The following is a 25,263-nucleotide window of genomic DNA, read 5'->3' on the forward strand; positions in this document are numbered from 1 at the left end:
AATAATCTTACATGATAAATCGATATAAATCTAGAGATCCACACCGAGCCCAAGGATCTCGTGTGTCCCGGAAAAAACGTCGCAGGCAATTTCTGCAAGCCCGTGGGATGCACACCATTCGTCATATACAGCCACATCCGCGCCCAGAAGTAATTCGACTTCAGGTGCAATGAGGGGCGCAAGCGAGCCGGCAAGAGCGACCCGCGCGCGTGAGTTCAGCAAGAGGAGCGCGGCGCACTCCATGGCCGAGAACATGGCCACCGTCCTTATGCGGAGGTTATTGTCTTCAGGCAGGGTATACTCCACCCCGGCCCGCTGGAAGGCCTCGTTTGCGGTGCACTCCCCGGCGTCCACCCGGCGGATGGCGTCGACATCGAGAGCACCGTGCCGGGTGCCCGGTGCAAAGATGCAGGCATCAAAGGCCCCGACCAGTCTTCCTGCAGTGACGAGGAGGGTGACCGTGTTGGAACTCGCGTCCGAGACCACGACGTCATCCCCGAGATCGTGACAGACTGCGTAAGCGATCCCGATCTTTTCGGGGCTTGACTGGTGGGAATATGCCTTGAACCGTGGATCGGTCGGCGAACCGCGGTGCAGGCCGGGGATTACTATAGTGGGTATTTCACTCTTTTTGATCTCGTCAAAGACCTTTGTACCCCCACCAATGTGCTTCCCCGCGCCCTCGCGGCTGACAACACCCCGGTTTTTTATCTTTTTTATATCCGTGATCTTTGAAAAGTTGTCACCCATCGAATAGCAGAGTGCGATCCCCTCGATCTCATCGGGAGGGCAGAGCCGGCCAAGGTCTGCGGCAGTAAATCCCGTTGCCTCTTCGCGAGTCAGTTTGAAACGGCCCGTTTCAGATGCAAACCGCATGGCGGTTGTGCCGTGGTCAATCCCGATGAACATAGCAGTAATCCTATAGCATTGGTTACATAATAGGTATTGATGTTCGATGTCGTAACGGGTGGTGCCGGTTTCATCGGCTCACATCTGGTTGATACTCTCGTTGCCCAGGGTAACGAGGTTGTGGTTATTGACTCGCTTTGTGCCGGGCAAAAGGGTAACATTGCCCGGCACATCGATTCATGCGATATCCGGTTCGTGCAGGCCGACCTGATCAGCGACGAGTGGAAGGATACCATAAACGGTGCCGATCGGTTCTTTCATCTTGCAGCGGACCCTGATGTCCGCCAGAGTGCGGTAAACCCGGATCCGACGATGCAGAACAATATCATGGCAACATACCGGGTATTGGAAGCGATGCGCCACCACAATATTCCCGAACTGGTGTTCACCTCGACATCAACGGTTTATGGCGATGCCACCGTTATTCCGACACCCGAGAGTTACACACCGCTCGAACCGATTTCCGTCTACGGGGCGAGCAAACTCGCCTGCGAGGCACTGATCTCCGCGTACTGCCACTCGTTTGGCATGAGCGCATGGATGTTCCGGTTTGCCAATATCATCGGTTCACGGAGCGGTCACGGTGTAATTACTGATTTTATCCATAAACTTGAAAAGAACCCTGCCGAGCTTGAGATCCTTGGCGACGGACAACAGACAAAATCCTACCTTGAAGTGCACGAGTGCGTGGCGGCAATGCTCTTTGCCGTCGGGCATGCCCGGGGCAGGGTTAACACGTTCAATATCGGATCTGAGGATTGGATTGATGTAAAGAGCATTGCGGAGATCGTCACGGAGGAGATGCACCTTACCAATACAAAATTCAGGTTCACCGGTGGCGAACGCGGGTGGGTCGGGGATGTGCCAAAAATGCAGCTTGCAATTGATAAGATTAAGGCGCTGCGCTGGAAACCTCAGGTTGGTTCACGGGAAAGCGTGCGGATCGCCGTCCGGGCGATACTTGACGGCGCATAAGGGTTTTTTGGATACGATATCATGAAATGTATTCTTATTCTCGGGGACGGCATGGCGGATGAGCCGATCCCGCAACTGGGACAAAAGACCCCTCTCGAATACGCACAGACACCTAATATGGATCGGATGGCGCAGGAAGGTGCCTGCGGACTGCTTCACACGATTCCTGACGGTTTCGAGGCGGGAAGCGATATCGCGAACATGTCCATCCTCGGGTACTCACCGGAGAAGTACTATACCGGCCGGGGGCCGCTAGAAGCGCTGAGTATGGGGATCGATCTGGCCCCCACTGATGTCGCATACCGGTGCAATATCGTAACGATCAGAGATGAGACAATGGCGGATTTTTCCGCCGGCCATATCACGAGTGCCGAAGGCGCGGCGCTCTTTGCCTCGCTTACTCCTCATGTACCCGGGGTCACCGTAAAGGCAGGCGTCAGCTACCGCAACCTCCTTGTTGTCCCGAATGGTTCGGCTGCCGATTCAACCGCCCCCCATGATATCGTGGGTAAATCCATCCCGGATTACCTGCCACGGAACGGGGATGCGCCGCTTCTTCTTTCCTGCATGGCAAAGAGCCGCGAGGTGTTCTGCGATCATCCGGTGAATGTGGCACGGGTGAAGGCAGGCAAGCCCCCGGCCACGCAGATCTGGCCGTGGAGCGGGGGCCGGCGCCCGGCGTTTCCCCCGTTCTCCGAAAAATACCACCGTAAGGGCGGGATGATCTCTGCGGTGGATCTCTTAAACGGCATCGCCCGTTGTGCAGGGATGGAAATTATCACAGTCCCCGGCGCTACGGGATATTTCGATACTGATTACATGGCAAAGGCACGGTATGCTCTTGATGCGATCAAACATCTCGACTTTGTCTACGTCCACATTGAGGCTCCGGATGAGGCCGGGCACTTAGGGAGTATCGAGGAGAAGGTGCGGGCGATCGAGAACGTGGACCGTGTGGTGGGTGCAATAAGGAAAGAGTTTGACGGAATTGTCGCCGTCCTGCCCGATCACCCGACGCCGATCCGGACGAAGACACATTCCTGGGAGCCGGTGCCGTTCGTGGTGACAGGGAAGGGCACGGATAAACTCACGCATTTCTCCGAGAAAGAAGCACGGTCGGGAATGTTCGGGACAAAAGAGGCAACCGATTTCCTGTCGTTCTTATTCAACTGAATTTTTTTAGAAGAATGATGCGGCATCAGTCCCCTGCATCATCACCGTTTCAGTGGGGGTAACTTTCATCATCTGCCGCATCCTGCACATCCGTTTCACTTACGGGGATATATATCTGGCGTGACGGAGCGCAGGTTTCGGGTATCCCTGTCCTTCCTGTCAAGAAGATAACCCCGGGTTTGGTAAAGATTTTGGCAGGATTTAAGCCCGATAACCTCCAATTCTCCCATCGGAGCTGTTATCAATTTTAACGTTGATGGTGTAGTATACGATGAAGAAGAACCTGCTGATGTGGGACGAATCACTCTTCCGCGACCCCGAAGTGTTCGAGATCGATTATGTTCCCGAACAGTTCGAGTTCCGTGACGCGCAGATGCGGGAACTCGCATTCCAGATCCGGCCCGGGCTCCGGGGCGGCCGGCCGCTCAATACGATCTGCAAGGGCCTGCCGGGCTCGGGAAAAACCACCAGTATCAAAAAACTCTTCCAGGAAGTCGAAGAGACAACAAAAAAACTGGTGCCGGTCCACATCAACTGCCAGATCGACAATACCAAGTTTGCGATCCTCTCCCAAATCTACAGGAAACTCTCCGGCCACCTGCCGCCTTCTTCGGGAACCTCGTTCAAGCAGGTCTTCGATGCGGTGGCCCGTCACCTCCAGAAAGAGGAGTGCGTGTTGCTCGTCGCACTCGACGATGCCAATTACCTCCTCTACGAAAACGAGCTCAATAAGGTGCTCTACACGCTTTTGCGGGCACACGAGTCCTATGAGGGGGTCCGTATCGGCGTCATCGTGATCATCAGCGACCCTGATGTCGATCTATCGCGTGCAGTGGACGCCCGGGTCGCATCAGTCTTCCGGCCAACTGAGATCTACTTCCCGCCATACGGGAATGAGGAAGTACAGGAAATTATGAAGGCCCGGGTGATGCAGGGGTTCTTTAACGGTGTCATCAGTGACGCGATGCTGGCACTCGTGGTTGAGCAGACGCAGAAAAGCGGCGATCTGAGGGTTGGTATCGACCTCCTGAAACGGGCCGCCCTCAATGCGGAGCGTGCCGCACGGCGCAGCATCGACCGCGAGGATATCTGCGGGGCATACGAGGTTTCGAAATACCTGCACCTTCAATACACCATAAAGACGCTCAAGGACGAGGAGCGTAAGATCCTCACGGGACTTGCCACGGCGAGTGCATCGGGAGCCGGGATGAACGCCGGCGATGTGTACAAAACAATAAAGGAACAGGTGCCGGTCGGGTACACCCGGTTCTATGAGATTGTCAAAAAAATGGACGCGATGCGTCTTGTCAACCTCCAGTACCGGGAAGGGAAAGGCAGAACCCGGGTGATCACCCTTCGGTACGAACCGGCAAAGGTGCTGGAGTACCTTTCATAAGCCAGATAGAATATTTTCAAAAATCTTATCTATTTGTGAACCCTCTTCTTATGCGACAGGGGTTTTTCTATGTTAAGTGTTAACGAACTGGCACTTGAAATATTCGACAATCTTGCCGATCTTGCTGAGGAGTTTAATGCTGCGTACCATGAACTGGATAACGGTGCACGCATTGTTGATTGTGGTGTGAGTACCCGGGGCGGGTATGCGGCAGGGAGGGCATTTACCGAGATCTGCATGGGCGGTCTTGGCGAGGTCAACTTCAGGATGGGACAGATAAAGGAATTCCCGCAGCCGTTCATCGATGTGAACACAGATTTCCCGTCGATTGCCTGTCTCGGGGCCCAGAAGGCCGGCTGGACGGTAAAAGTTGGGAACTACTTTGCAATGGGCAGCGGCCCGGCCCGGGCGCTCTCGCTCAAGCCCAAACACACCTACGAAGTGATCGACTACGAAGATGACTATGACTGCGCCGTGATGTGCCTTGAATCCGATCACCTGCCAAACGGTGAGGTTATGGAGAAGATCGCAGAGGAATGCCATGTCGATGTGGCAAATACCTGTGCGGTGGTCGCGCCGACATCATCGATTGTCGGATCGATCCAAGTCTCGGGGCGCTGCGTGGAGACGGCGATCTACAAGTTAAACGAACTCGGGTTTGACACAAGGAAGATCACGTCAGCGATCGGCACGGCACCGATCCCGCCGGTACGGGGGGCGAAGCGTGCGATGGGCGTGACAAACGACGCGACCATCTATCACGGCCAGATCCTGCTCACCATGAACGCTCCGGAGATCAAGGACTACCTGGAGAAGATCCCGAGCAACAAGTCCAAGGGATACGGCAAACCGTTCAACGACATCTTCAAGGACGCAGGGTACGACTTCTACAAGATCGATACTTCGCTCTTCTCACCCGCAGAGGTTGTAATCAACGAGCTCTCTGACGGGAGTATCTACCATGTCGGCGCCGTCAACAACGATGTGACCCTGAAGTCGTTTGGGTTACAGTAACTCTTTTTTTATCGTTTTTTATCCCGGCTCTATTACAATACCAAAAGGCCCGGGCCGTTATGTGCAGTTGCCCGGCAGGTTGGGTCCTCCCGCCCCTAACAAAAAATTTTCAAACCGGAAAAAATGTCCGTGACCCATGAACCAAATTCCCTGTTGAGCCGGACCGGGGATCGGGCGGGGGGAATCATACCATGTTAATCATGAAAATGGGTGAAGAGGAATTACCGGGGCTCCTCTGCGAGCCGGATCAGGTTTTCCCGCCCTTTTTTTACCTTTATGATGATCTGTCTCTGGTGAAGATCGTTGAGGGTTGAACTCAGGGTGGATTTCGGGATACCAAGGACTTTTACCAGATCAGATTGGAACTGTTCCCCCCCATTTGCCCGGAGCTGCTGGAGGATCCGGTCCTCAACACCGATCCTGTCCGCTTCGGATAAGGGCGGTGAAGGATCATCCGGCTCTTCGGGTGAATATGCGGACGCGGAAGGGAGGGGATCGTGTTTTTTTCGCCGGTACATAATCAGACCCGCCACGGCTATAACAATGATAACAAATCCTGCGACAACAGGTACGGGCGGGAACGCTGTTTTTTCAAGCACGATGTTTGGCTCGCCGGCTCCAAAGGATCTCATCCCATACCAGACCAGCGCATTGCTTCCCTGCTGATCCGGTGCCGGTTCCGTGGCTGATACTATGTATCCTGAAGGATACTGGATGATAAGAGTATTATCCTTTGAAAGGTACAACCCGCCGACAAAGGCATCTCCCACGGTCAGGCCGTCATCCGGCACGGCAAAGTGCGTCCAGTAAAATGAGATAGTGACCACACCGAATTTTCCGGTGGGGTTTGTCTGGACCGCTGCGTTACCGGTGAAATTTTCAACGGTCATCTGGCGTGCAGTGCCGGCCGCTGCCTGTGCCGCGGAATTTTTCATGAGACTTTCGATCTCGGGAAGGTAGATGGAATCCAGGTCCCGGGTGTAATTTTCAAAGGTACTGATATCACTATCGTTAGCGAGAGGCGTCCGGTACTCCACGTTCCAGAGTGCTGTACCGTCATCCTTAAGGGTGATCGTATAGGTCGTGGTGTAATCCAGTGTCCCTGCGGCCCATGTCGCCGGAATAATGCAGAGTACAACCAGGATGAAGAGTGCGAGGATCCTGTATCCGCGGGTCTTATTCATGAGACACCTTGTTCCTGATCATGATTGTATCCTCTATAAAAAATACCTGATCGCAGCTGGTGAAACGAATCCGGGCTGCGGATCAAAAAACGGGGGGTTACCGGGCAAACTGCCTGGAGTTCCCGTTATTGTTCCCATTCCCATTTGTATTTCCGTTCCTTGAACTACTATCCGCGCCACTGTTATCCCGGTTCCCTTGGTTATCTGCCGTGTTTGAGTTGCCATTTCCAGTTACCTGATGATCAGAGGACTGGCCCTGACCTCGCTGCATTCCGGGGTTTTCCTGCTGTCGCTGATCCTGGTTATGTGCGCTCTGGTTTGTGCTGTCAGGCATGTGCGGAGTTATATTTGCGGTACCACCTATCTGCTCCCAGCTCTGGTTTGCACCCTGCGGGAAAGTACTGTTTCCGAAGCGGCCGGATTGCCCCATGTCATCCGGAGATGCGGTTATGTTCCCGTTTTCTGCCTGATTCAGGTTTCTGAAATCCTGATGATCTGATGGCACAAACATGCTGTTGTCCGCTGTTCCCGTATGATCTTTATTACCGTTATCCTTGCCAAACCGGCTGCGTTCCTGAATTTTCTCTTTAAATTTCTGTCCCTGTTCGAGGCTGTTGTTGTATGCCCGGGCTAGGCCCCGGTTGTCAGGATACTTCTGCGTGAGATTCTGGAATATTTCCTGGTGCCGGTTGAACATGTCCAGCGCGTTTTCAAGACCCGTGTCATTTGGGCCCAGCATGGGTTTGGTCCCGTTTGGCGTAGTCATATTGAGTGTATCGTTGAACGCCAGTTGTCCGATAGAATCTTCAGTCTGGTTAAATTTCTGCCAGTAGAGGTCCAAGGTCCGGTTTATGGCATCGGTGTTATTGGCAGCCAGTGCGCTTTGCAGATCGGAAAGCCGGAGATCAGTATGATTGATCTCTTTTTCGAGCCGCTCGCTCTGGTTCAAGGTGAAGGATTCATCGAAGTTTTCCAGTGCGATCCTGAATCCGTAAAGGGGGTTCTCGGGGCCGATTCCTCCGATATCCTGCGGGTTATTCGATGCCTGCGCTGCGTGCGTACCGCTGGCAGAGTCTGCTGCGACAGGAGTTCCTGCAATACAGAAAAATCCCAGTGCTACCAGTAAAAGGAGCACGCCAAATCTGGTTCTCATATTTTTTCACTCCTTTGTTCGGCTGTGGGCCGCTGATCAATGAGTCTTCTTTGGGGTGGTTTAAGGCTCGTTACGGTTCGGGGAAATTCCGTTTGTCCGTGTCATCTCCCTTTGGCGCGGAATTGTTCAGGATTGTTCAGCCAGCCAATCGGGGCGATTTCTGGCAGGGAATAGATCCAAGGGTTTTTGTGGGGATTTTATTGTCAGAATGTGGCCGTCTCGGGAGTACGCGCGGGGAAACTGCAGAGATACCCGGTGTGGGGTGGAGCCGCACCCGCCCGCATGAGATCCGCTTTGGAGGGGTTAACAAGCGCTGTTTTCTCCATCACCACTTCACCCAGAATCCCTTGAACTCTCCTGTAGCCTCACCCGGGGTGATCTGTAACCCATCAACCCGAATTTCCGGCTCCCCGTGAGCCCACACAAGCCGGATAAACTCCTCCAGTGCCGCAAGCGACCCCTCCGCAATTATTTGCACCGAACCATCCGGCATATTCTGTACCGTGCCATGCAACCCGAGATGGTGAGCGCAGGCCGAGACAAACTGCCGGTACCCGACACCCTGCACCTTTCCGGTTGCCACTGCGGTAGCCCTCATCATTACTCCTGAGCTGGGGAAGCATCGTTTTAAATCTTGCCGTTTTGTACAGGGCGACGGAAGCCTTTTTTTGGTCGTTGTGAGCAGGAGAAAGCCTTGGGGGTTTCCCCCATGTACCCTCATGGTGGGGATACCCCACCGGCCCACGCGGGGCTCTGGGACAGTTTTCCCCCTCTCGCAGACGGTACCGGCAGACTTGTGGAGGCAGAGATACTCTGCAATAAAAAAGAACCGGACCCGGTTCACCGGGACGGTTTTATACCTGAGGCGGTTTTCTCATCAACAAAAACGGCATCAGCAGGATTACTGCGAGGATGATCATGAACTCAGCGAACATGTAGAGCAGGTCTTCCCGGCCCTGATCGTAAAACCGGAGATCGAACGACGTCGTTTTGTTCCACGTAACCTGCGTGGAGTTGTCCGGAAACCGGGTCACATTTGCACCCAGACTTAACCCGGCAAGGAGCGGGTTCCGCACATCATACTCATCAGGCAGGGTCACATTCACGTTGTATGGCGTGAGGTAATTGCCCTGGAGATGATTGTCACGCAGGGGTGCAATATAGGCGACTGTGTAGTTCCCTTTTGGGAATGTGATCAATGAGGGGGCACTCCACTGTTTTGTCCAGTTGAAGTCCACCGGCGTGCCGTTGTCTGCAACCAAGGTTACGTTTGTAACAGTAATTGGTACATTCTCACCGAGTATGCCCGTATCGGCAAACATGTAATTTGACGCATCCGCGAGGTCGACCGATGCGGCATACGAAGTACCGTTGGGCAGCACCAGATATGTGGCGTTGAGTGCCGCTGCAGAAGGGACTGCCACCGCAATTATAAGTGCAGCGCAGAGAGCAGCGAGGGCAAATCTGCGTCGATCTCTGTCGGGGGTTCGCATTGTTTGATCACCGTGTCCGGGTCTTTCAGGAGATGGCCGGTCACAACGCAGACAATCTTTTCGTCGCGGTCGATCGCTCCCATCTCTACGAGTTTGCGGATGCCGGCCACTGATGCGGCAGATGCGGGCTCGACACCGATACCCTCTTTCCGCGCAAGGTCGCGCTGCATCGCAAGGATCTCATCGTCCGTTACCGATTCGGCCGTTCCACCGGTCTTACGGATCGCAACAAGCGCCTTCTCCGCGTTCACGGGTGCACCGATCCGGATCGCCGATGCAAGGGTCTCGGGGTTCAGGTCGGGTACGACCTCGGGCAGGTTGCCCTTGATCGCCCGGACCACCGGGCTCGATCCGGCGGCCTGGATACCGGTCATCTTTGGCAGCCGGTCGATGAAGTCGAGGGCTTCGAGTTCGAGCAGGCCTTTGTAGACAGCGGAGATGTTGCCGGCGTTCCCTACCGGGAGCACGAACCGGTCGGGCACACCACCCAGCTGGTCGACCGCCTCAAATCCGATCGTCTTCTGGCCTTCCAGCCGGTAGGGGTTGATCGAGTTCAGGAGGTACAGCCCGTGGGTGAGGCAGAGCTCGTGAACCATCTCGAGCGCACGGTCGAAATTACCCCGGACGGAAATGACCTTTGCGCCGTGCATCAGTGCCTGTGCAATCTTACCGACTGCCACGTGCCCCGCCGGCAGGAGCACGACTGCCGGGATCCCGGCCTTTGCCGCGTACACCGCGAGACTCGCCGAGGTGTTTCCCGTACTCGCGCAGGCAACGCTCTTCTTTTTGAGCTGGAGCGCCATCGAGACGCCCACCGTCATCCCCCGGTCCTTGAACGAGCCCGAGGGGTTCATGCCTTCATGCTTGGCGTAGAGGTATTTGAGGCCCATCTCGTCCCCGAGGCGTTGTAAGTGATAGAGAGGAGTACCCCCCTCCTGGAGGGAGACAGGCTCGATATGCACCGGCAGCAGTTCCTTATAGCGCCAGACCGAGAGCGTGCGTGCGTTCCAGGTTGCCCGCTTTACGGTGATCTCATCGAGCGGATAGTTTACCGCCAGCAGGTGACCGCATTTTTTACAGTTATAGATGATCTCGTCAGCGGGATATGTGGCACCGCAGTGAACGCACACGAGATGGTACATGGACAAGTATTGGTTTTCCGGGTACATATAGGCAAGCGTTAAAATACGAGGCAGTTACTTTGGTTGTTCTCTCATAAGAGAGACATACAACGCGTCTTTTCGGTCGTTTTCTACGGGAAAGTCCCGACGGGTTTGTTCCGCCAGCAGAGGATCAATCTCATAGTACAATAGTTCGTTTCCCTCGCCGGCCCGGGCGATAATAGTCCCGTAGGGATCGGCGGTCATGGATGCACCGGAATATATGTCGACAGGATTCGTGCCGGTCGTATTCACTCCTGCGACATACATCTGGTTCTCCGCCGCCCGGGACTGGATGAAGAGTTCCCAGTACCGGAGCCGGCTTTTTGGCCATGCTGCGGGGACAACGACCGCATGTACCCCTTCGCGCCGGTACAACCGGAAAAGTTCCGGAAAACGTAGGTCATAGCAGATTGCGAGACCGAAATGCACCCCCTCAATAGTGAATACTGCAAGCCCGGCGCCCGGGGTAAACGCAAGATCTTCGTGGCCGGGCGTAAAAAGATGGATCTTTGAGTACGTCGCAAGGATCTCACCGTCGTTCCCGATAGCGATTGACGTGTTCCTCGGTTTTGGGGAGAACGCTTCACGGAACGATCCGACAACGGCGATCGAGTATTTCTTTGCCAGTTTCCGAAGGCCGGTCACCGTGATGCCGGTGATATCCTCGATATTTTTATTCGATGCAGGATCCCAGCCGGTTGCAAACTGCTCGGGAAACGATATAAGTGCCGCCTTGGCCCGGGCAGCATCACAAAAAACCTGCTCTGCTTTTTCAAGCGTCTGTTCCGGCGATTCCCAGACTCCGTCGATCTGGGCGCTGCAGCATCGCATCGGCTGGCCCCCTCAAAACTCAGAATCAGGCATCCTGCCTGCATTTCCGGTCAACATACAGGATCACGGCGGCACCCATTATGACAAGCACGATCGCAGTGAGCAACAGGAACGGGATAAATGAATGGAGAAAACAAAGGACCATGGCAGCCAAGATGAATCCCTGCAGCAATGATACTGCACCCGACAAGAATCAGACCCGCCGTTGTAATGTCCCAGTCAGACATTATGATCCACCCATCAGCGGAAACGCTGTCTTTATCCCCGTGATCACAAATTGCACGGCAATGGCCATAAGCAGCATACCAAGCATTCGGTTGATCACCCGGTACTGCCGCTGGCCGACCTTGCGTATGATGTAGTCTGCGTGCCGCATCATAAAATAGGTGATCCCGATCGCAATTCCGATCGACGCAAAGATCACAAGCCACGCAAGAGTGGACATGCCCGTGGCTTCGTTGGCAAGCACAATGGTGGTGGTGATCGCCCCGGGGCCGGCGATCATGGGGATAGCAAGTGGCATCACGGCGACATCCTCGTTGTCCCGCGATTCATATTTTTCTGTTGCCGTGAGTTTGGTCCGGGAGGTCTTTGCGTAAACCATTTCCATACCGATACCAAAAAGCAGGATGCCTCCGGCGATCCGGAATGCTTCAAGAGAGATCCCGAAGACCTGGAGGATCACAGTCCCTGCGAGACCCACAACGATGAGGATTATAAGGGCAATTGTGCATGCATCCCGAATGATCTGCACCTTTACCGGCTTTTCGAGGTTTGTTGTCAGGGAAACGTAGATTAACGTCGCACCCAGCGGGTTGACGATAATGATAATGGAAGAGAGGCACAGCAGGGAGAAACTGAGCAGATCGCCGGCCATGAAGAAGAGACTGTTCTTATGGATAATAGAGGTTATGGTAAAAAAAGAACTTAGTATTCGTATAACACGGATTCATCGATCCGGGTGTATGTGAATACTTCTGCGGGTTTAAAATGAATGCCGATCTCGCGGGTGGCACTCTCGGGAGAATCGGAAGCATGGATAACGTTCCTGCCGATATCAATCCCGAAATCGCCCCGGATGGTGCCCGGTGCCGCTTCCTGCGGATTCGTAGCCCCGATCACTTTGCGGACGATCGCAACCACGTTCCTGCCTTCCCACACCATCAGGAAGCATGGGCCTCCCATGATATAGGTTTTCAGGGACGGGAAAAATGGCTTTGAGAGATGCTCCCGATACTGCTCAGTGACCCGGGCTTCGGGCAGCTTCTCGAACCGGGCTGCCACGAGTTTGAGGCCTTTTGCCTCAAGCCGGGAGACGATCTCACCGACAAGTCCGCGCTGGACGCCGTCCGGCTTGACCATCACAAAGGTGCGATCCATGAGAGATCACTCCTTGTTTGCACCCTTCTGTCCTGAAGCTGTCCACTCAACCCGGCGGGGAACCCTGCCCAGTTTGTGATTGTTCTGGCACTTGGTGCTGCAGAAATAGTAGATCGTGCCGTCTTTTTTAATGAACATCTTGCCGGTGCCCGGCTCAAGCTGTGCACCGCAGAAACTGCAGATATGCTGTTCGACCATGCTCTTTACCGCCTCGACAGTTTCTTTGCCTCACGTTCAGTCTCAAGGAGCATGATAACGTCTCCTTCCCGGATAGGGCCGACCGTGTTGCGGGTGATTATACGCCCCTTGTTGTTGCCATCAAGGATCCGGCATTTGACCTGCATCGCTTCCCCGTGCATACCGGTGGAACCGACGACCTCTATGACTTCAGCGGGCGTTGCGTCGTCTGCCATGATTGCACCTTATGCCTTTAAGGCAACCAGCTGTTTGGCGAGATCCTCGATCACTTCTTTCGCCTTGCCGGGCTTGACGATCGCTGCGGCGGCAGAGCCGACGTCAAGGCCGCTGGCGGCACCAATATCGTTCTGTTTGTTGATGAAGATATAGGGGATCTTCTTCTCATCACACAGCGGAGCCAGATGCATGACAATCTCTGCGGGTTCGACGTCAGCGCCGATTAAAACAAGCAGCGCAGCGCTGCGTTCGATGGCTTTTGTTGCCTCGTTTGAACCCTTCTTGATTTTTCCGGTGTCTCTTGCAACTTCAAGGGCTTCAAGCGCCTTGTTCTGGAGCTCTTCAGGAGCCTCGGTTTTTACGTATCCTTTTGCCATAACTCACCTCATTCAGGAGCCTGATTGCCCCTTCATTACTCATCAGTAGCAGTGATGCAGCCATATCATTTCATCAGGAGGAGAAATAAAGGTTTGTGAACGATGGAGGCGCTCCCGTCCCGGCATCTCTCATACCCGGGCTGGTGCGCATCACCCGGCAAGACGGTAGATGTCAGTGCCATGGTCAGAGTATACCAGTTCAAGCCCGGAGGTTGGGAGGTTTACGGTGTATTTTTCCCGCTCCAAGTCCCCGACATAGAGCAGGGTTGCGTTGTATTTTTTCATTAAGACAACCGTCTGGTCCGGCTCTTCATAGATTGACTTGATATCGACAGGCCGGGTGCTGTACCAGCCCGTAGTATCCCCGCGCCACATAAACTCGTGGAACGGCTGGCCGATGATCGCAGGGATACCGGTGAACGATGAGATCCGGGAATAATAGGTGTAGTCGCCGCCTTCCGCCTCGATTATGCACTCGTCCCCGGTCAGGTTCCTGAGGTATGCAACACCTCCCGCATCGCCCGGGTGCGCTGTATCGAGGTAAGCAAGCCCGTCAAGTGTCCGGCTCCCATAATTGAGATCGAGAGGGATCACAAAAGGCGTGATAAACAGGATGCCAATTACCACTATGGCTAATACTGCACTTTTTTTTGCAGGTATAAATGGTACGCGCCCGGGCCGGGCGAGCCATGCGCCCGCCATCGCGAACGCACTGATGCCAAGGATGATCCACGCGGGCAGGTAGCACTTAAAGACAGTGTTCATCCGGAAATAGGTATCTCCCATATTGTCCCTGAGATAGAACAATTCAACGATAATGAGAAGCAAAAGCCCAAAAATGGCAAGTATATCCGGGAGGCTGTGCTCCTTTTTTGCAATAAAATAGATGAGGGGAATAGCAGCAATTGCTGCAGCAGTATAACCGGCAAGGATAAACGGTACTGCGATAAGCACAAGGTACGGCCGCTCCCGTATGTCTTTTATGAGGAGCAGCAGGAAGATGACGATAAACCAGCCGTTCACGAGCAGAAACTGGAAGGGATCTGATGGTGTCTTTACGATTGCAATCCCACCGGCACTCGTTTTAAGCATCAGGTAAAAAGGAAGGTAAACGAGAATGGCAAGGGGAGGGATCGCGATCAGATGGCCCCACGATGAGATCCCCAGTCCCTGTTCCCTGCCCCGCAGGATGATCAGCACAGCAAAGATGACCGTAATTGGCGCGTAGATGAGTACATCCCATGTGTTGATCAGGGGCATGGAGCCAAGGCTGAGTGCGGCAAGGCTGCACATTATCCATTTACTCTTTGATTCGAGTGAGTCCCAATATTTGTACAGGTAAAGCAGCAAGAAGATCAAAAAGGCCTGGTTAAATATCGAGATAACATGGGCGTGGAGATCCCCCCAGGTAAACGAGAAAACGGGGTACTCGTTGATGGTGTTGGTGATCGTCCGGGTGCTGTCCCAGAGCGCAGAACTGATACTGCTTCCTGTGAAGAGCTGGTAAAAGAGCGAAGGATTGGGAATGAAGAAGATGAGCAGCGGCAACCAGCGGAACCGGTCGAGCAGGAGCGTGCCAATCGCATAGACGGTTACAGCAGCGACACCAAGTACTGTTGGCAGGGAGAGGTTGAATGCAATGTTCGAGGGAACGCCACTTACAATGCCAAGGCAGCCAAAAATCCAGTAGCCCAAATAATAATACACGTCCAGCGTGCCCCCGGTAAACCAGGGGTCGAGAGGAGGTACGACCGGGCTTCGCATGATGGATGCGAGGAAAGCATGGTCCATGAACTTCTCTGCATAGGAGATGGTGGGATTGACAAATCTCACCGTGAGCATCAAAAAGAAGAAGAGGAGGAAAATGAATTCCCAGTGCCACTCTTTTTTGAGTTCGCTCCATGCATAATCACGCCGGTAAAGGTGATTTATAAAGAGCAGAACAAAAGGCACAAGCGCAAGCTGTACCGGGAAACGGGCAAGGCCACAGTACCATGTGAGAATTGTGAAAATAAGGAGCGATGCGGCAAATGCAGCAGGGAATGCGTACTGCCGGAAGCATTTTTTGAGGGTTGGATAGATCGCTAACTGCAACAAACTCGTGACCAGCAGCCAGCTTACAACCGATAGGATCTGGAAATCAGGGGTCAGATGTCTTTCCCCCGTTCAGTTTTGCATTGAGGGCCGATTTGATCGTCGGGATCACCCAATCGCCGAGATAGTATATGGAAACAATGCCGCCGGCAAGAGTGATCAGGTTTTTGATGAGATGATCGATCACTGCGATCAGGAAAGCCACGGCCGGGGCAATTCCTGCGATCTCAAAGGTTGCCGCGACCGCCAGTTCGTAGGTTCCAATTCCCCCGGGGGTAATCGGCACTGCCTTCACAAGGTTCCCGATCACGATGGCGAGCACGATAACAGCAAACGGGATCTGTTGCTCAAACATCGTTACTACCGAGTAACAAACAAGGATGTCAAGCATCCAGATTACAATCGAAGATGCTCCGAGAATCACAATAGAGCGCAGGGTGAGCGAAGCCCTCCTGATCTCTTCGAGCATGGTCAGGATGTACCGGACGTACTTGTTTGTGGTGGTCAGTTTTCCGACAATTATCAGGAAGAGAAAAAATGCAAATCCGATCGCAAGGGGGACAATGATGTATAGATAGATCCAACCCGGGACATTGGGGATAAAGAAGAAAGAGACCGCCCCGAGCAAGGCGACAGTGATGATATCAAAGATCCGTTCGACCACAATCGAAGAGATGCCTTCCGAGTATGTCGTTTTGTAATCATGTTTCAGGATAAAGATCCTGATGAAATCACCAAGTCTGGCAGGTACGATCAGGTTGACGGTCTGGCTGACAAACACACAGGCCGTGGTCACGGCAACCTTGATCCGGTAATTGAGGCTAAGAAGAATCCGGTGATACCTCCACCCACGCAGCCACCATGCGGCCAGGCAGATAATAATTGCGATTCCCAGATAGGCGGGAACAATGTGCTGGAGAGCGGTCAGCAGGTCATCCCAGACCCGGTAGAGCATATACACAATGATCCCGACGGCGATCAGGGTCGGGATCAGGATTGCACTAATCTTTCGATACATGGATCTGCCACCAGAGACGCAGGATGGATGAACCCATCCCAAATACGTCCTTTACCTGGACGGTTGTTCCTTTCCCCGCACGCCAGCGGACGGGAAACTCCGTGACCGTATACCCTTTTCGTTGTGCCCTCACCAGGAGTTCGGTGTCCCAGAACCAGTGGTTCGATCGTATAGTGGAGAGGATCGGGAGAATTTTTGCCTTGTTAAATGCCTTGAACCCGCACTGGTGATCGAAAAGCCGGCTGCCCAAAATGCACCGGACAAGGAAGTTGTACGATCTGCTTGCGATCTCGCGGCCTTCCGTACGTCGTATGTCACTCTCCGGGAGAAGCCGGGAGCCGGTTGCGATATCAGCACCCGATCGTATCGCCCCAATCAGTTCGGGAAGGTGTTGCATGTCGGTCGCGAGATCGACATCATAGTAACAGACAATCGATCCCTGGGCCTCCCGGATCGCACGGTTGAGTGCTGTTCCGCGTCCAAGGCGCTCGTCATTGTGCAGCAACCGGACCCGGGATGAAATCTTCTCAAACTCCCGCACAAAGGCTGTGCTTCCGTCAGAACTCCCGTCCTCGGCGACTATAACCTCGAATTCGTCCGTGATCTGAGAAAGTACCTCAATGGATACGGGTATCGCACGTTCGAGCGCAGGCCGGTCATTGAAGACCGGAATGATAGCAGTGACTTCTGGCGCGACCATTTAGTGTTCCTTCTTCTGAATGCACGTGGCAATCCGGTAGCCCGCACTGATCGAGCCTTCCATACTTCGCTCGGGGTAGTTCTCCTCGGAAAACATCCCGGCGATATAAATGCCGTGTTTTTCGTATGCAGGGATAAGGGAGCGGTAACCGGTTGTGTAGACCGGCCCGGCCCAAGGGTCGACCGCCATCCGGCTCCAGTGGATCTCCCGTTCCTCGAGTCCAAACCGGGTACAGAAGTCTTCCCGCATTTTCTGGTCGAGCCGTGCGGGAACGGTACCGCTGAAATACGAAGCGAGGTAGGCGATGTGCTCCCCGTAGCGTTCCCGCGGGACTAAATTAGTATGTGCCACAACCGCCCCGTACGGCCCTTCATCTTTCATGTTGATCCAGTATATCCCCTCACTGACGTCACGCTCCATTCCCAAGGTCATGCAGGCAGCGCCCTGGTATGGGATCTCCGGCATCATAAGGCCTGTAATATTCCCGAGTTCCTGTGGGGGGAGGGTGGACATGACTGTATCAACGCTTTCCCCATTGATCTCCCAGCAGCCATCTTTTCTGGAGAGAGATGTGACCGGGGTTTGCAGGTTAATTTTCCCACCTTTACCCAGGATCGATTTTTCAAGACCGTCAATAATCTGGTGAAACCCTCCGTTCAGGTATCCAAGGTGTTCACCGGAAATGCCCCGGTCTGACCGGATGGCGATACGGCTGATCAGCCAGGCAGCGGATACCTTGCTCCGGTTCTTCCCGAACTTGCTCTTGAGCAGAGGTTCAAAGAATGAGGAGTATATCCGGGGGCCGAGATGTTCGAGGATGTAGGTTTCGGCCGGGATGTCATCCAGGGAAAGGAGATCTGTTTTTTTTGCCTTCAACGTAAGCCACGCAAGTTTTGCCTTATCGGTGAGCGAAAGTTCCGGCCAGCGCAGGATCTGTGAAGGGGTCGTAAGGGGGTATAGAGTATCCCGGGAAAAATAACCGGTGCTCCCCGCATGCCATTCAAGTCGGTCCCACAACCCGAGCTCGCGGATGAGGGAAAAAAGCTGCCTGTCACCAGAGAAACAGTGATGGTAATACCGCTCGATCCAGTAATCGTCAATATGGTATGACGAGAGACACCCTCCCAGAAATGGCATCTTCTCGAACAGCACAACCTCGTGCTCCCCGGCCAGCGTATGGGCAGCAACAAGCCCACACAACCCCCCCCCGAGTATTCCGATTTTCATGGTGCGTTACCGGTATTATTTGTTCAGAATCAAATGAAAAAGGCTCCGGAACCCACTTGGGAAATATGCGACGGAACATGACGAGAGTTTATAAGAAAGTTTTTGTATTGTCGAATGTAAAGTTCTTAAAACAAAGAACTTAAAAGAATTAAAAGGAAATACTTATTCGTTAGCCCATTGGAGGGTGTAACCAGATGCGGGTCTTTTTCATTGGTTTTGGTCAGGCAGGGGGCAAAATTGTCGACATGTTCATTGAACAGGACAAGAAGCTCGGGACCAACAGTTTCCGGGGTATTGCTGTTAATACCGCACGGACCGATCTGATGGGCCTCAAAAATATTGAGATGAAAGATCGCATCCTCATCGGGCAGACGCTGGTGAAAGGTCATGGCGTGGGTACCGACAACGTGACCGGAGCCCGGGTTACGGCTGATGAGATCGACAGCATTATCAATGCGGTCGACACCCGCGGAACGCATGACGTTGATGCGTTCGTCATTGTCGCCGGCCTTGGAGGGGGTACCGGGTCCGGTGGTTCGCCGGTGCTTGCACGTCACCTGAAAAGGATCTACCGGGAGCCGGTGTATGCACTGGGCATTATTCCTGCTCCCGAAGAAGGGCGGCTCTATTCATACAATGCAGCCCGCAGTCTTACTACTCTGGTAAATGAAGCGGACAATACCTTCATTTTTGATAATAGTGCATGGAAGAATGAGGGAGAGAGCGTCAAGAGTGCATTCCAGCGCCTCAATAACGAAGTGGTGCGGAGGTTTGCAATTCTCTTCCGCGCAGGTGAAGTGAGTCGGATGGGTGTTGGTGAGATGGTGGTGGACTCAAGTGAGATCATCAACACTCTCCGCGGAGGTGGCATCACTTCTGTCGGTTATGCCATCAGTGATGTGATCAGTACACGCACCAAGCAGCAGAGGGGAATCTTCGGTGGTCTCAAGGAGAACATTAAGGATAAATTCGGCGGTAAAAAAGAGGCAAATGAGCAAGTGCTCATGGGGGAGGACAGGTCGGCAAAGATTGTCGGCCTTGTCCGCCGTGCCATGCTGGGCCGTCTTACGCTTCCCTGTGATTATTCCACTGCAGAACGTGCGCTGGTTCTTGTGGCAGGACCCCCGGACGAGATGGACCGGAAAGGTGTCGAAAAAGCCAAGAGCTGGGTGGAAGAAAATATTGCCGGTGTTGAGGTGAGAGGGGGAGATTACCCGGTAAACAGCGAGTATGTCGCGGCAGTTGTGATGCTGGCAACCGTTGGCAATGCCCCCCGGATCAAGGAACTCCTTGATATAGCAAAGGAAACAAAAGAAGAGGTTATTAAATCCAAGGAGAAGAAATCCACTATGTTTGAGGAAGGTATCGAACCGTTGTTTGAGTGAGGTTGATGATGAAGGGATTGACACGATTGATTTGGATTACGGCCCTGTTTTTAATTATAGTACCGGCAGCATCCTTGGCATATACGGTGAACTCCATGTCGGTAAGCCCGAATGGTACCCTGACGCCGGGAACTACTGTGGATATATCCTTCACGGTACAGGAGCCCAGCGGGTCAACAACAACAAACTCTCTCCAAATGTATACTCAATTGGATAAACCAGCATGGTCTTATGTCGTTAATGTGAACAGTGTCGCGAACGGCCTTACTGAAGCATCGGGAAAGACAATAACTATTAATGGTTTTTTACTGACCTATAAATCCAGTGACGACGTATCAGTAGCAGTAACACTGGAAGGGACTGCCCCCACGGTAACGCAGACCGCAAAGCAGACATTAATCCAGATTAATGAGGTGGATTCAAATGGTAATCTGGGTAGTACGCCGTATACACTGAGCACCTTGGTCGTCAATACCAATGATGTTACGACCGCTATTGCAAATGCAAATTCCCAGCTCAGCCAGTTCAGGACTGAGATCGATGAAAAAGCAGCACTGGATATCGATACCTCTGCGGCTGAAGCAAAATACAACGATGCCCAAACCCAGATTACCACGGCCCAGGGATTACCCTCCACGTCATACACTGATGCCTTAAATGATATTAATACGGCAATATCCACGATCTCTGATGGCGAGACCCTCATTGATAAAGCCTGGGCAGAAAAAGAAATCTCTGATGCACAGGGGCCTGTCAATAATGTCGATGTACTGATCACTAATTTCCAAGCCAACTCAAGTACGTCAAGTGATGCCCGGTTGTCAACGATTATCACTGAACGGGAAATTGCAGTGAGTTATATCTCAGCAGCAAACGATGCGGTAACATCTGGTAATTTTGCACAGGCCCGTGCAAAAGCTGAGCAGGCATTTACAGAAGGAAATCAATCCTACAACGATGCACTTACGTTCAAAGCAGCGGTAGAAGCCAATCCCTTTGCGGCGCTTGGTTCACTTGGTTCAATATTCAGTTCCAGTGTCCTCCTTATTATTGTAGGCGTGATAGCAGTTGTGTTAATTATTGTCGGTGTCATCATTTACCGTAAACGCTCGCACTGGGACGAATTGGGATAGGTACTTCTTATCTTGTTTCTTTTTTAAAGAAAGGCCAGGTACCTCCATACAGAATAGGAGTCCCGATTATCATGCTGGACTCCACTGCCCCACAAGAAGGTGCCCCTCAGATGGGTTCGCATCAGGATCCTTTTCACTATATTATGGGAGCGGTGAATTGTATACAGATCGCTCACTGCCCGCCACGAGAATGTTTTAAATAATCGGTTAGCATCAAAAACTGCACAGTGATCGGGGGGGTTCTCTGATCCCTTTACAGGTTCCATTAAGGGGGGGAATTATTAATCTCTCTGCTGCAAAGGATCGGGCCACGGGAAGTCTCAGCATGAGGCTTGATGTGGGAGATCTCTATTTAGAAACCTGATAAATTCTCATTAAATATCTACCACATCGGACCCCCAAAATACTAATGTGACAATAAGCACTGTGTTTATGTATTTATATACTGAATGAAAGACTTCTTGCATGGATAATCCCCACATACATAGTCAAATTAACCATAAAGCACAGAATCGCTCAAAAAACGAGGTCTCTTACTGTTGCGGTGTAAAAACATCGATATTTATACTTCCCATCTTCCCGTCACGGTGAATGTAATAATCAAAGAGCCGGTTATCATTATCATAGAATGAGAACCAGTAACTGAGTTTGTAGGTCTTTTTATCATATCCCGACAGGGAGGGATAACTCTCTGTATCGTGAAGAATGATCACTCCGGGGTGGTTCTCAGTCAGGGTCTTTTCATCCTCTGTCTGGCCATAGAATGTGATCTTATTCCACCGATCGCCCCGGTAATACCAGGGTAACGGCCAGTAATCCGTCGATGCGACGACCACATGATCGGAAGCATCGATCAGCGTCATAACCTCCCGCAGGTCTTCGGAATTCTGAACCTGGATAATGGGTTCATTGATATCCACCGGGACAAAAGCAACGTGCCATGTCATCAGGATCAGGAAGATGCATCCTATGAGGGCAAATACAATCTTCTGCCAGTTCAGTTTGTATGTGGCAACAAAGCACATGGGGAGCAGCTGGTGGATCAAAAGCCAAGGGACTTTCTCGCCAACATATGCATAAAACGCCATGGTCAGAATCATCCAGTAGATGCAAAGCTGGAAGAAAAAATCTGATTTTTCCGTGGTTGCTAAGGGTGTCCTGATTTGGGCAAGGCTTGTTGTGGCAAGGTCCGCTGTTGAGAGTTCAAAGCGGCGGGATTTCAGCCAGTTTTTTATACGCCTGCCGGTAAGGGCCAGGTTAGTGCCTTTGAATACAAACTGGAGAGTTCCCAGTATTGCAAGAAGGAATATCGGCAATTCATACAGGAGATACAAGGGAATATAGAAATAGAACGGGCCTCCAAGACGCTGCTCTTCATGCATGGCCAACCAGTGGTCAGCAGCCTGATACCATCCAGTGGTATTGATCTGGAAATTCTGACCGACCAGCGTCTCCGGATGCATCCCGAATGCGGAATAGAGGGCAACAAGAATCCCGATAATGATAAACAATCCGATAAGGAGATCATGTTTCCATTGGGGTGGCAGATGGATGCGTTTTTTCCAGATTGAATACCCAAAAAACGAGATGAAGATCAACAATATGATCGGCATCTCTTCTTTACAGCAAAGCGCTCCCCCAGTTGCTATTGCAGCGACAATGACGTATCGTAGTTGTCCCCGCTCAAAATAATAAAGCAGGGCAACAAGGAGGAGCAGGGTGAAAAAAAGCATGAAAATATCATGACGGAGGAACCGGGAGAAATAGACCATGTCCGGGGATATGGCAATGAACAGCGCGACAATGAGTGTCTGCGCCTTTGTGATATACCCGAGCCGGTAAATAAAGTAGACCAGAGGTACAAGCAGCGTTCCGAATAATGCCGGAAGTAATCGTGCAACAAGATCTGATGCACCAAAAAGCGAGAACATCCCGGCTGTGACATAATAGAGGAAAGGACCGTGGTAACTGGGGTCGTAGACCCAGGTTCCTTTTGTCAGGAGATTAAAGGAAAACCATGAATGGATGGCTTCATCATGGTGGAATAATTTGAGATCCAGATGCCAGAATCTCAGGATGATGGTAAGCAGTAAAATTAAAAGAAAAACCCGCTCAAAAGTAAAGATGTGTTTTATCTTATCGGAAAAAGAAGCGGCTTTTTCCACGTGCCGCACCTTCAACTCTCTAAAACAATCTCAATACCGATATCTTTTGGCACCTGAATCCGCATCAACTGGCGGAGTGCACGCTCATCTGCGTCGATATCAATGAGTCTCTTATGTATACGCATCTGCCAGCGATCGAAGGTTGCGGTTCCTTCCCCATCGGGGCTTTTACGGATTGGTACAACGAGTCTTTTTGTCGGGAGTGGGATGGGCCCAGCCAGATTCACCCCTGTGCGTTCGGCAATCTCGCGGATCCTGTCACAGACCGTCTCTACTTTATTGAAATCTGTTCCTGTCAGGCGAATTCTGGCTTTTTGCATTATGATCACACCAAAAATTTATTTAATCATTTGTTTTGCTTGAACGGCGATACACATACCGGCTGCGATGGTTGAACCCATATCACGGACGGCGAACCTGCCCAGCTGCGGGAGGTCCTTGACATTCTCGATGACCATGGGCTTTGTCGGCTTGATCTGGACAATGGCCGCATCACCGGTCTTTAAGAATGTGGGGTTCTCTTCCTTGGTCTCGCCAGTGCGCGGGTCGAGTTTCTTCCTGAGCTCGATAAACGTACAGGCTGTCTGGGCTGTGTGGCAGTGGAAGACCGGCGTGTAACCGACCGTGATTGCACTGGGGTGCTGGAGCACAACAACCTGTGCAGTGAATTCCTCTGCCACGGTTGGGGGCTGCTCGGCAGGGCCGCAGACATCGCCACGGCGAATGTCACCCTTTGCAATACCACGGACGTTAAACCCAACGTTGTCACCGGGTAACGCCTGGGGGATTTCCTCGTGGTGCATCTCGATGGACTTGATTTCTCCATCTTTGTTCGCCGGCATGAATGAAACCTTCATGCCTTTCTTCATGATACCGGTTTCGACACGGCCGACCGGCACCGTACCGATACCGCTGATGCTGTAGACATCCTGAATTGGCAGGCGGAGTGGTTTGTCGGTTGGTTTTGACGGCTCCTTGAAAGTATCCAGTGCCGCAATCAACGGGAGCCCTTTGTACCACGGGGTTTCTGGGCTGTTGACTTTAATGTTGACTCCCTGGAGCGAGCTGACCGGGATGAAAAGAGTCTCGTCAGGTTTGTAACCTACAATCTTGATGAGATCCGAGAGATCCTTTTTGACTTCGTTGAAGCGCTTCTCATCATATTTTACTGCGTCCATCTTATTGATGGCAATGATGATTTGCGAGATCCCAAGAGTACGGGCAAGGAATACGTGTTCCTTGGTCTGTTCCATGACACCATCGGGAGCTGCGACAACAAGGATCGCAGCGTCAGCCTGTGATGCGCCGGTGATCATGTTCTTGACGAAATCTCTGTGTCCGGGGCAGTCGACGACCGTGAAATAGTACTTCGGGGTGTCGAACCGCTTGTGGGCGATATCGATCGTGATACCTCTTTCACGCTCTTCCTTGAGGTTATCCATGACCCATGCGAATTCAAAAGTCGCCTTACCCTTCGATTCAGCCTCCTTTCGGTAGGCCTCAATAATGTGTGCAGGTACTGCACCTGTCTCGAACATCATCCGCCCGACGGTGGTTGACTTTCCGTGGTCGATGTGTCCGATAACAGCCAGATTCATGTGGGGCTTATTAGCTGCCATTCAATGTTCCTCCCATGTTGTAATTGTCCGCATACCGTCTGTCTATGCGAGTATTACATATATGAGACGCATCTATTTAAAGTATTTCGATTCCTTTTACCCTTTTTCAGGTGAAAATTTATATCGATATTCTCATATCTTTTGTTTGAATACTCTCTTAGGTATGAAGACACTACCATTCCAACGGGACACCACCAAAAACCGGGTGACTGTTGAATGTGCCGGGCGCAATGTATCGGTGTACAGTTCATGTGCGTACTGCAGGCACTGTCAGGGTATCCGTGTAGGAACCCGTCTGGCTCCATCCCCCCAGGTAAAAGCGCTCAACGACATACGTCAGCGGGGCGCTGCCGATGAAACGCTCATGAATGCCGCAATGATGTTCAACACGCTGGTACAGGACGGATCTGCTGTCGAATGTGATGATGACAAAAACGAGGGTTTTTTAAAATTATATTAA

General features: G+C 52.3%; 26 protein-coding genes. 7 read left to right on the plus strand and 19 right to left on the minus strand.

Annotated elements, in window-relative coordinates:
• Nucleotides 1-30: 30 nt before the first annotated feature.
• Complete coding sequence (locus QZN75_RS06775) at nt 31-909, minus strand: methanogenesis marker 12 protein (protein WP_292426460.1); 879 nt, start codon at nt 907-909, stop codon at nt 31-33.
• Nucleotides 910-948: 39 nt separating this feature from the next.
• Between QZN75_RS06775 and QZN75_RS06780 the strand changes: the two genes are divergently transcribed.
• The 4 genes from QZN75_RS06780 (at nt 949) to mch (ending at nt 5,467) form a co-directional block, all read left to right on the plus strand.
• Nucleotides 949-1,884, plus strand: a complete 936-nt coding sequence (locus QZN75_RS06780; RefSeq protein WP_292426462.1) for an NAD-dependent epimerase/dehydratase family protein — start codon at nt 949-951, stop codon at nt 1,882-1,884.
• A 21-nt stretch (nt 1,885-1,905) separates the two neighbouring features.
• The gene (locus QZN75_RS06785; protein WP_292426464.1) at nt 1,906-3,057 is read left to right on the plus strand and encodes a cofactor-independent phosphoglycerate mutase; all 1,152 of its coding nucleotides are present in this window, start codon (nt 1,906-1,908) and stop codon (nt 3,055-3,057) included.
• Between the two features lie 271 nt (nt 3,058-3,328).
• Nucleotides 3,329-4,453 (plus strand): ORC1-type DNA replication protein, encoded by a 1,125-nt coding sequence (locus QZN75_RS06790; RefSeq protein WP_292426466.1) that lies wholly within the window; start codon nt 3,329-3,331, stop codon nt 4,451-4,453.
• A gap of 69 nt (nt 4,454-4,522) precedes the next feature.
• Nucleotides 4,523-5,467, plus strand: coding sequence for a methenyltetrahydromethanopterin cyclohydrolase (gene mch / locus QZN75_RS06795; protein WP_292426468.1), 945 nt, complete (start codon nt 4,523-4,525; stop codon nt 5,465-5,467).
• 221 nt (nt 5,468-5,688) lie between these two features.
• On the opposite strand, the gene QZN75_RS06800 is transcribed toward mch, so the two are convergent.
• From QZN75_RS06800 to QZN75_RS06870, 15 genes are all read right to left on the minus strand, one after another.
• On the minus strand, nt 5,689-6,651 hold the full coding sequence (locus QZN75_RS06800; protein WP_292426470.1) for a transcriptional regulator: 963 nt from the start codon (nt 6,649-6,651) through the stop codon (nt 5,689-5,691).
• 97 nt (nt 6,652-6,748) lie between these two features.
• Nucleotides 6,749-7,804 carry a DUF5667 domain-containing protein gene (locus QZN75_RS06805; RefSeq protein WP_292426472.1) on the minus strand — a complete coding sequence of 352 codons (1,056 nt, stop codon included), beginning with the start codon at nt 7,802-7,804 and terminating at the stop codon, nt 6,749-6,751.
• Between the two features lie 325 nt (nt 7,805-8,129).
• Nucleotides 8,130-8,405, minus strand: coding sequence for an acylphosphatase (locus QZN75_RS06810; protein ID WP_292426475.1), 276 nt, complete (start codon nt 8,403-8,405; stop codon nt 8,130-8,132).
• A 253-nt stretch (nt 8,406-8,658) separates the two neighbouring features.
• Complete coding sequence (locus QZN75_RS06815; protein ID WP_292426478.1) at nt 8,659-9,228, minus strand: DUF5803 family protein; 570 nt, start codon at nt 9,226-9,228, stop codon at nt 8,659-8,661.
• 5 nt (nt 9,229-9,233) lie between these two features.
• Entirely contained in the window at nt 9,234-10,439 is a 1,206-nt protein-coding gene (gene thrC / locus QZN75_RS06820) for a threonine synthase (RefSeq protein ID WP_292426480.1), read from the minus strand.
• 54 nt (nt 10,440-10,493) lie between these two features.
• Nucleotides 10,494-11,291: a nitrilase-related carbon-nitrogen hydrolase gene (locus tag QZN75_RS06825; protein ID WP_292426482.1), complete on the minus strand. Its 798-nt coding sequence runs from the start codon at nt 11,289-11,291 to the stop codon at nt 10,494-10,496.
• A 226-nt stretch (nt 11,292-11,517) separates the two neighbouring features.
• Nucleotides 11,518-12,168, minus strand: a complete 651-nt coding sequence (locus QZN75_RS06830) for a MarC family protein (RefSeq protein ID WP_292426484.1) — start codon at nt 12,166-12,168, stop codon at nt 11,518-11,520.
• 50 nt (nt 12,169-12,218) lie between these two features.
• Complete coding sequence (ndk, locus tag QZN75_RS06835; protein WP_292426486.1) at nt 12,219-12,671, minus strand: nucleoside-diphosphate kinase; 453 nt, start codon at nt 12,669-12,671, stop codon at nt 12,219-12,221.
• Nucleotides 12,672-12,677: 6 nt separating this feature from the next.
• Nucleotides 12,678-12,869, minus strand: a complete 192-nt coding sequence (locus tag QZN75_RS06840) for a 50S ribosomal protein L24e (RefSeq protein WP_292426488.1) — start codon at nt 12,867-12,869, stop codon at nt 12,678-12,680.
• Nucleotides 12,870-12,874: 5 nt separating this feature from the next.
• Nucleotides 12,875-13,084, minus strand: a complete 210-nt coding sequence (locus tag QZN75_RS06845) for a 30S ribosomal protein S28e (RefSeq protein ID WP_012106229.1) — start codon at nt 13,082-13,084, stop codon at nt 12,875-12,877.
• Between the two features lie 9 nt (nt 13,085-13,093).
• Nucleotides 13,094-13,462, minus strand: coding sequence for a 50S ribosomal protein L7Ae (rpl7ae, locus tag QZN75_RS06850; protein ID WP_292370270.1), 369 nt, complete (start codon nt 13,460-13,462; stop codon nt 13,094-13,096).
• A gap of 150 nt (nt 13,463-13,612) precedes the next feature.
• On the minus strand, nt 13,613-15,613 hold the full coding sequence (locus QZN75_RS06855; RefSeq protein WP_292426546.1) for a DUF2298 domain-containing protein: 2,001 nt from the start codon (nt 15,611-15,613) through the stop codon (nt 13,613-13,615).
• On the minus strand, nt 15,603-16,574 hold the full coding sequence (locus QZN75_RS06860; protein WP_292426490.1) for a lysylphosphatidylglycerol synthase transmembrane domain-containing protein: 972 nt from the start codon (nt 16,572-16,574) through the stop codon (nt 15,603-15,605). Before QZN75_RS06860 ends, QZN75_RS06855 begins: the two co-directional genes overlap by 11 nt.
• Entirely contained in the window at nt 16,558-17,274 is a 717-nt protein-coding gene (locus tag QZN75_RS06865; RefSeq protein WP_292426492.1) for a glycosyltransferase, read from the minus strand. Before QZN75_RS06865 ends, QZN75_RS06860 begins: the two co-directional genes overlap by 17 nt.
• Complete coding sequence (locus QZN75_RS06870) at nt 17,275-18,501, minus strand: NAD(P)/FAD-dependent oxidoreductase (RefSeq protein ID WP_292426494.1); 1,227 nt, start codon at nt 18,499-18,501, stop codon at nt 17,275-17,277. It lies immediately after the preceding gene.
• A gap of 194 nt (nt 18,502-18,695) precedes the next feature.
• Between QZN75_RS06870 and QZN75_RS06875 the strand changes: the two genes are divergently transcribed.
• Together QZN75_RS06875 and QZN75_RS06880 are read left to right on the plus strand one after the other, a co-directional pair.
• Nucleotides 18,696-19,886: a tubulin/FtsZ family protein gene (locus QZN75_RS06875; protein WP_292426497.1), complete on the plus strand. Its 1,191-nt coding sequence runs from the start codon at nt 18,696-18,698 to the stop codon at nt 19,884-19,886.
• Between the two features lie 5 nt (nt 19,887-19,891).
• The gene (locus tag QZN75_RS06880) at nt 19,892-21,019 is read left to right on the plus strand and encodes a hypothetical protein (protein ID WP_292426499.1); all 1,128 of its coding nucleotides are present in this window, start codon (nt 19,892-19,894) and stop codon (nt 21,017-21,019) included.
• 533 nt (nt 21,020-21,552) lie between these two features.
• Here the strand turns inward: QZN75_RS06880 and QZN75_RS06885 are convergent.
• The 3 genes from QZN75_RS06885 to tuf are packed head-to-tail and all read right to left on the minus strand — an operon-like array spanning nt 21,553 to nt 24,803.
• The gene (locus QZN75_RS06885) at nt 21,553-23,184 is read right to left on the minus strand and encodes a flippase activity-associated protein Agl23 (protein ID WP_292426502.1); all 1,632 of its coding nucleotides are present in this window, start codon (nt 23,182-23,184) and stop codon (nt 21,553-21,555) included.
• An 11-nt stretch (nt 23,185-23,195) separates the two neighbouring features.
• Entirely contained in the window at nt 23,196-23,504 is a 309-nt protein-coding gene (gene rpsJ / locus QZN75_RS06890) for a 30S ribosomal protein S10 (RefSeq protein ID WP_292426505.1), read from the minus strand.
• An 18-nt stretch (nt 23,505-23,522) separates the two neighbouring features.
• The gene (gene tuf, locus QZN75_RS06895; protein WP_292426507.1) at nt 23,523-24,803 is read right to left on the minus strand and encodes a translation elongation factor EF-1 subunit alpha; all 1,281 of its coding nucleotides are present in this window, start codon (nt 24,801-24,803) and stop codon (nt 23,523-23,525) included.
• Nucleotides 24,804-24,966: 163 nt separating this feature from the next.
• On the opposite strand from tuf, the gene QZN75_RS06900 reads away from it, so the two are divergent.
• Complete coding sequence (locus QZN75_RS06900) at nt 24,967-25,263, plus strand: hypothetical protein (protein ID WP_292426509.1); 297 nt, start codon at nt 24,967-24,969, stop codon at nt 25,261-25,263.

The sequence above is a fragment of the Methanoregula sp. genome (genome assembly GCF_003170075.1).
Taxonomy (GTDB): domain Archaea; phylum Halobacteriota; class Methanomicrobia; order Methanomicrobiales; family Methanospirillaceae; genus Methanoregula.

Excerpts from the sequence above, each read along its gene's own strand:
- QZN75_RS06870 (WP_292426494.1), bottom strand. The coding sequence starts at position 18,501 with ATGAAAATCGGAATACTCGGGGGGGGGTTGTGTGGGCTTGTTGCTGCC.
- thrC (WP_292426480.1), bottom strand. The coding sequence starts at position 10,439 with ATGTACCATCTCGTGTGCGTTCACTGCGGTGCCACATATCCCGCTGAC.
- ndk (WP_292426486.1), bottom strand. The coding sequence starts at position 12,671 with ATGGATCGCACCTTTGTGATGGTCAAGCCGGACGGCGTCCAGCGCGGA.
- QZN75_RS06810 (WP_292426475.1), bottom strand. The coding sequence starts at position 8,405 with ATGATGAGGGCTACCGCAGTGGCAACCGGAAAGGTGCAGGGTGTCGGG.
- mch (WP_292426468.1), top strand. The coding sequence starts at position 4,523 with ATGTTAAGTGTTAACGAACTGGCACTTGAAATATTCGACAATCTTGCC.
- QZN75_RS06900 (WP_292426509.1), top strand. The coding sequence starts at position 24,967 with ATGAAGACACTACCATTCCAACGGGACACCACCAAAAACCGGGTGACT.
- QZN75_RS06790 (WP_292426466.1), top strand. The coding sequence starts at position 3,329 with ATGAAGAAGAACCTGCTGATGTGGGACGAATCACTCTTCCGCGACCCC.
- QZN75_RS06860 (WP_292426490.1), bottom strand. The coding sequence starts at position 16,574 with ATGTATCGAAAGATTAGTGCAATCCTGATCCCGACCCTGATCGCCGTC.
- QZN75_RS06785 (WP_292426464.1), top strand. The coding sequence starts at position 1,906 with ATGAAATGTATTCTTATTCTCGGGGACGGCATGGCGGATGAGCCGATC.
- QZN75_RS06845 (WP_012106229.1), bottom strand. The coding sequence starts at position 13,084 with ATGGCAGACGACGCAACGCCCGCTGAAGTCATAGAGGTCGTCGGTTCC.
- QZN75_RS06830 (WP_292426484.1), bottom strand. The coding sequence starts at position 12,168 with ATGGCCGGCGATCTGCTCAGTTTCTCCCTGCTGTGCCTCTCTTCCATT.
- QZN75_RS06865 (WP_292426492.1), bottom strand. The coding sequence starts at position 17,274 with ATGGTCGCGCCAGAAGTCACTGCTATCATTCCGGTCTTCAATGACCGG.
- rpl7ae (WP_292370270.1), bottom strand. The coding sequence starts at position 13,462 with ATGGCAAAAGGATACGTAAAAACCGAGGCTCCTGAAGAGCTCCAGAAC.
- QZN75_RS06775 (WP_292426460.1), bottom strand. The coding sequence starts at position 909 with ATGTTCATCGGGATTGACCACGGCACAACCGCCATGCGGTTTGCATCT.
- QZN75_RS06805 (WP_292426472.1), bottom strand. The coding sequence starts at position 7,804 with ATGAGAACCAGATTTGGCGTGCTCCTTTTACTGGTAGCACTGGGATTT.
- QZN75_RS06875 (WP_292426497.1), top strand. The coding sequence starts at position 18,696 with ATGCGGGTCTTTTTCATTGGTTTTGGTCAGGCAGGGGGCAAAATTGTC.
- rpsJ (WP_292426505.1), bottom strand. The coding sequence starts at position 23,504 with ATGCAAAAAGCCAGAATTCGCCTGACAGGAACAGATTTCAATAAAGTA.
- QZN75_RS06840 (WP_292426488.1), bottom strand. The coding sequence starts at position 12,869 with ATGGTCGAACAGCATATCTGCAGTTTCTGCGGTGCACAGCTTGAGCCG.
- QZN75_RS06825 (WP_292426482.1), bottom strand. The coding sequence starts at position 11,291 with ATGCGATGCTGCAGCGCCCAGATCGACGGAGTCTGGGAATCGCCGGAA.
- QZN75_RS06800 (WP_292426470.1), bottom strand. The coding sequence starts at position 6,651 with ATGAATAAGACCCGCGGATACAGGATCCTCGCACTCTTCATCCTGGTT.
- tuf (WP_292426507.1), bottom strand. The coding sequence starts at position 24,803 with ATGGCAGCTAATAAGCCCCACATGAATCTGGCTGTTATCGGACACATC.
- QZN75_RS06880 (WP_292426499.1), top strand. The coding sequence starts at position 19,892 with ATGATGAAGGGATTGACACGATTGATTTGGATTACGGCCCTGTTTTTA.
- QZN75_RS06780 (WP_292426462.1), top strand. The coding sequence starts at position 949 with ATGTTCGATGTCGTAACGGGTGGTGCCGGTTTCATCGGCTCACATCTG.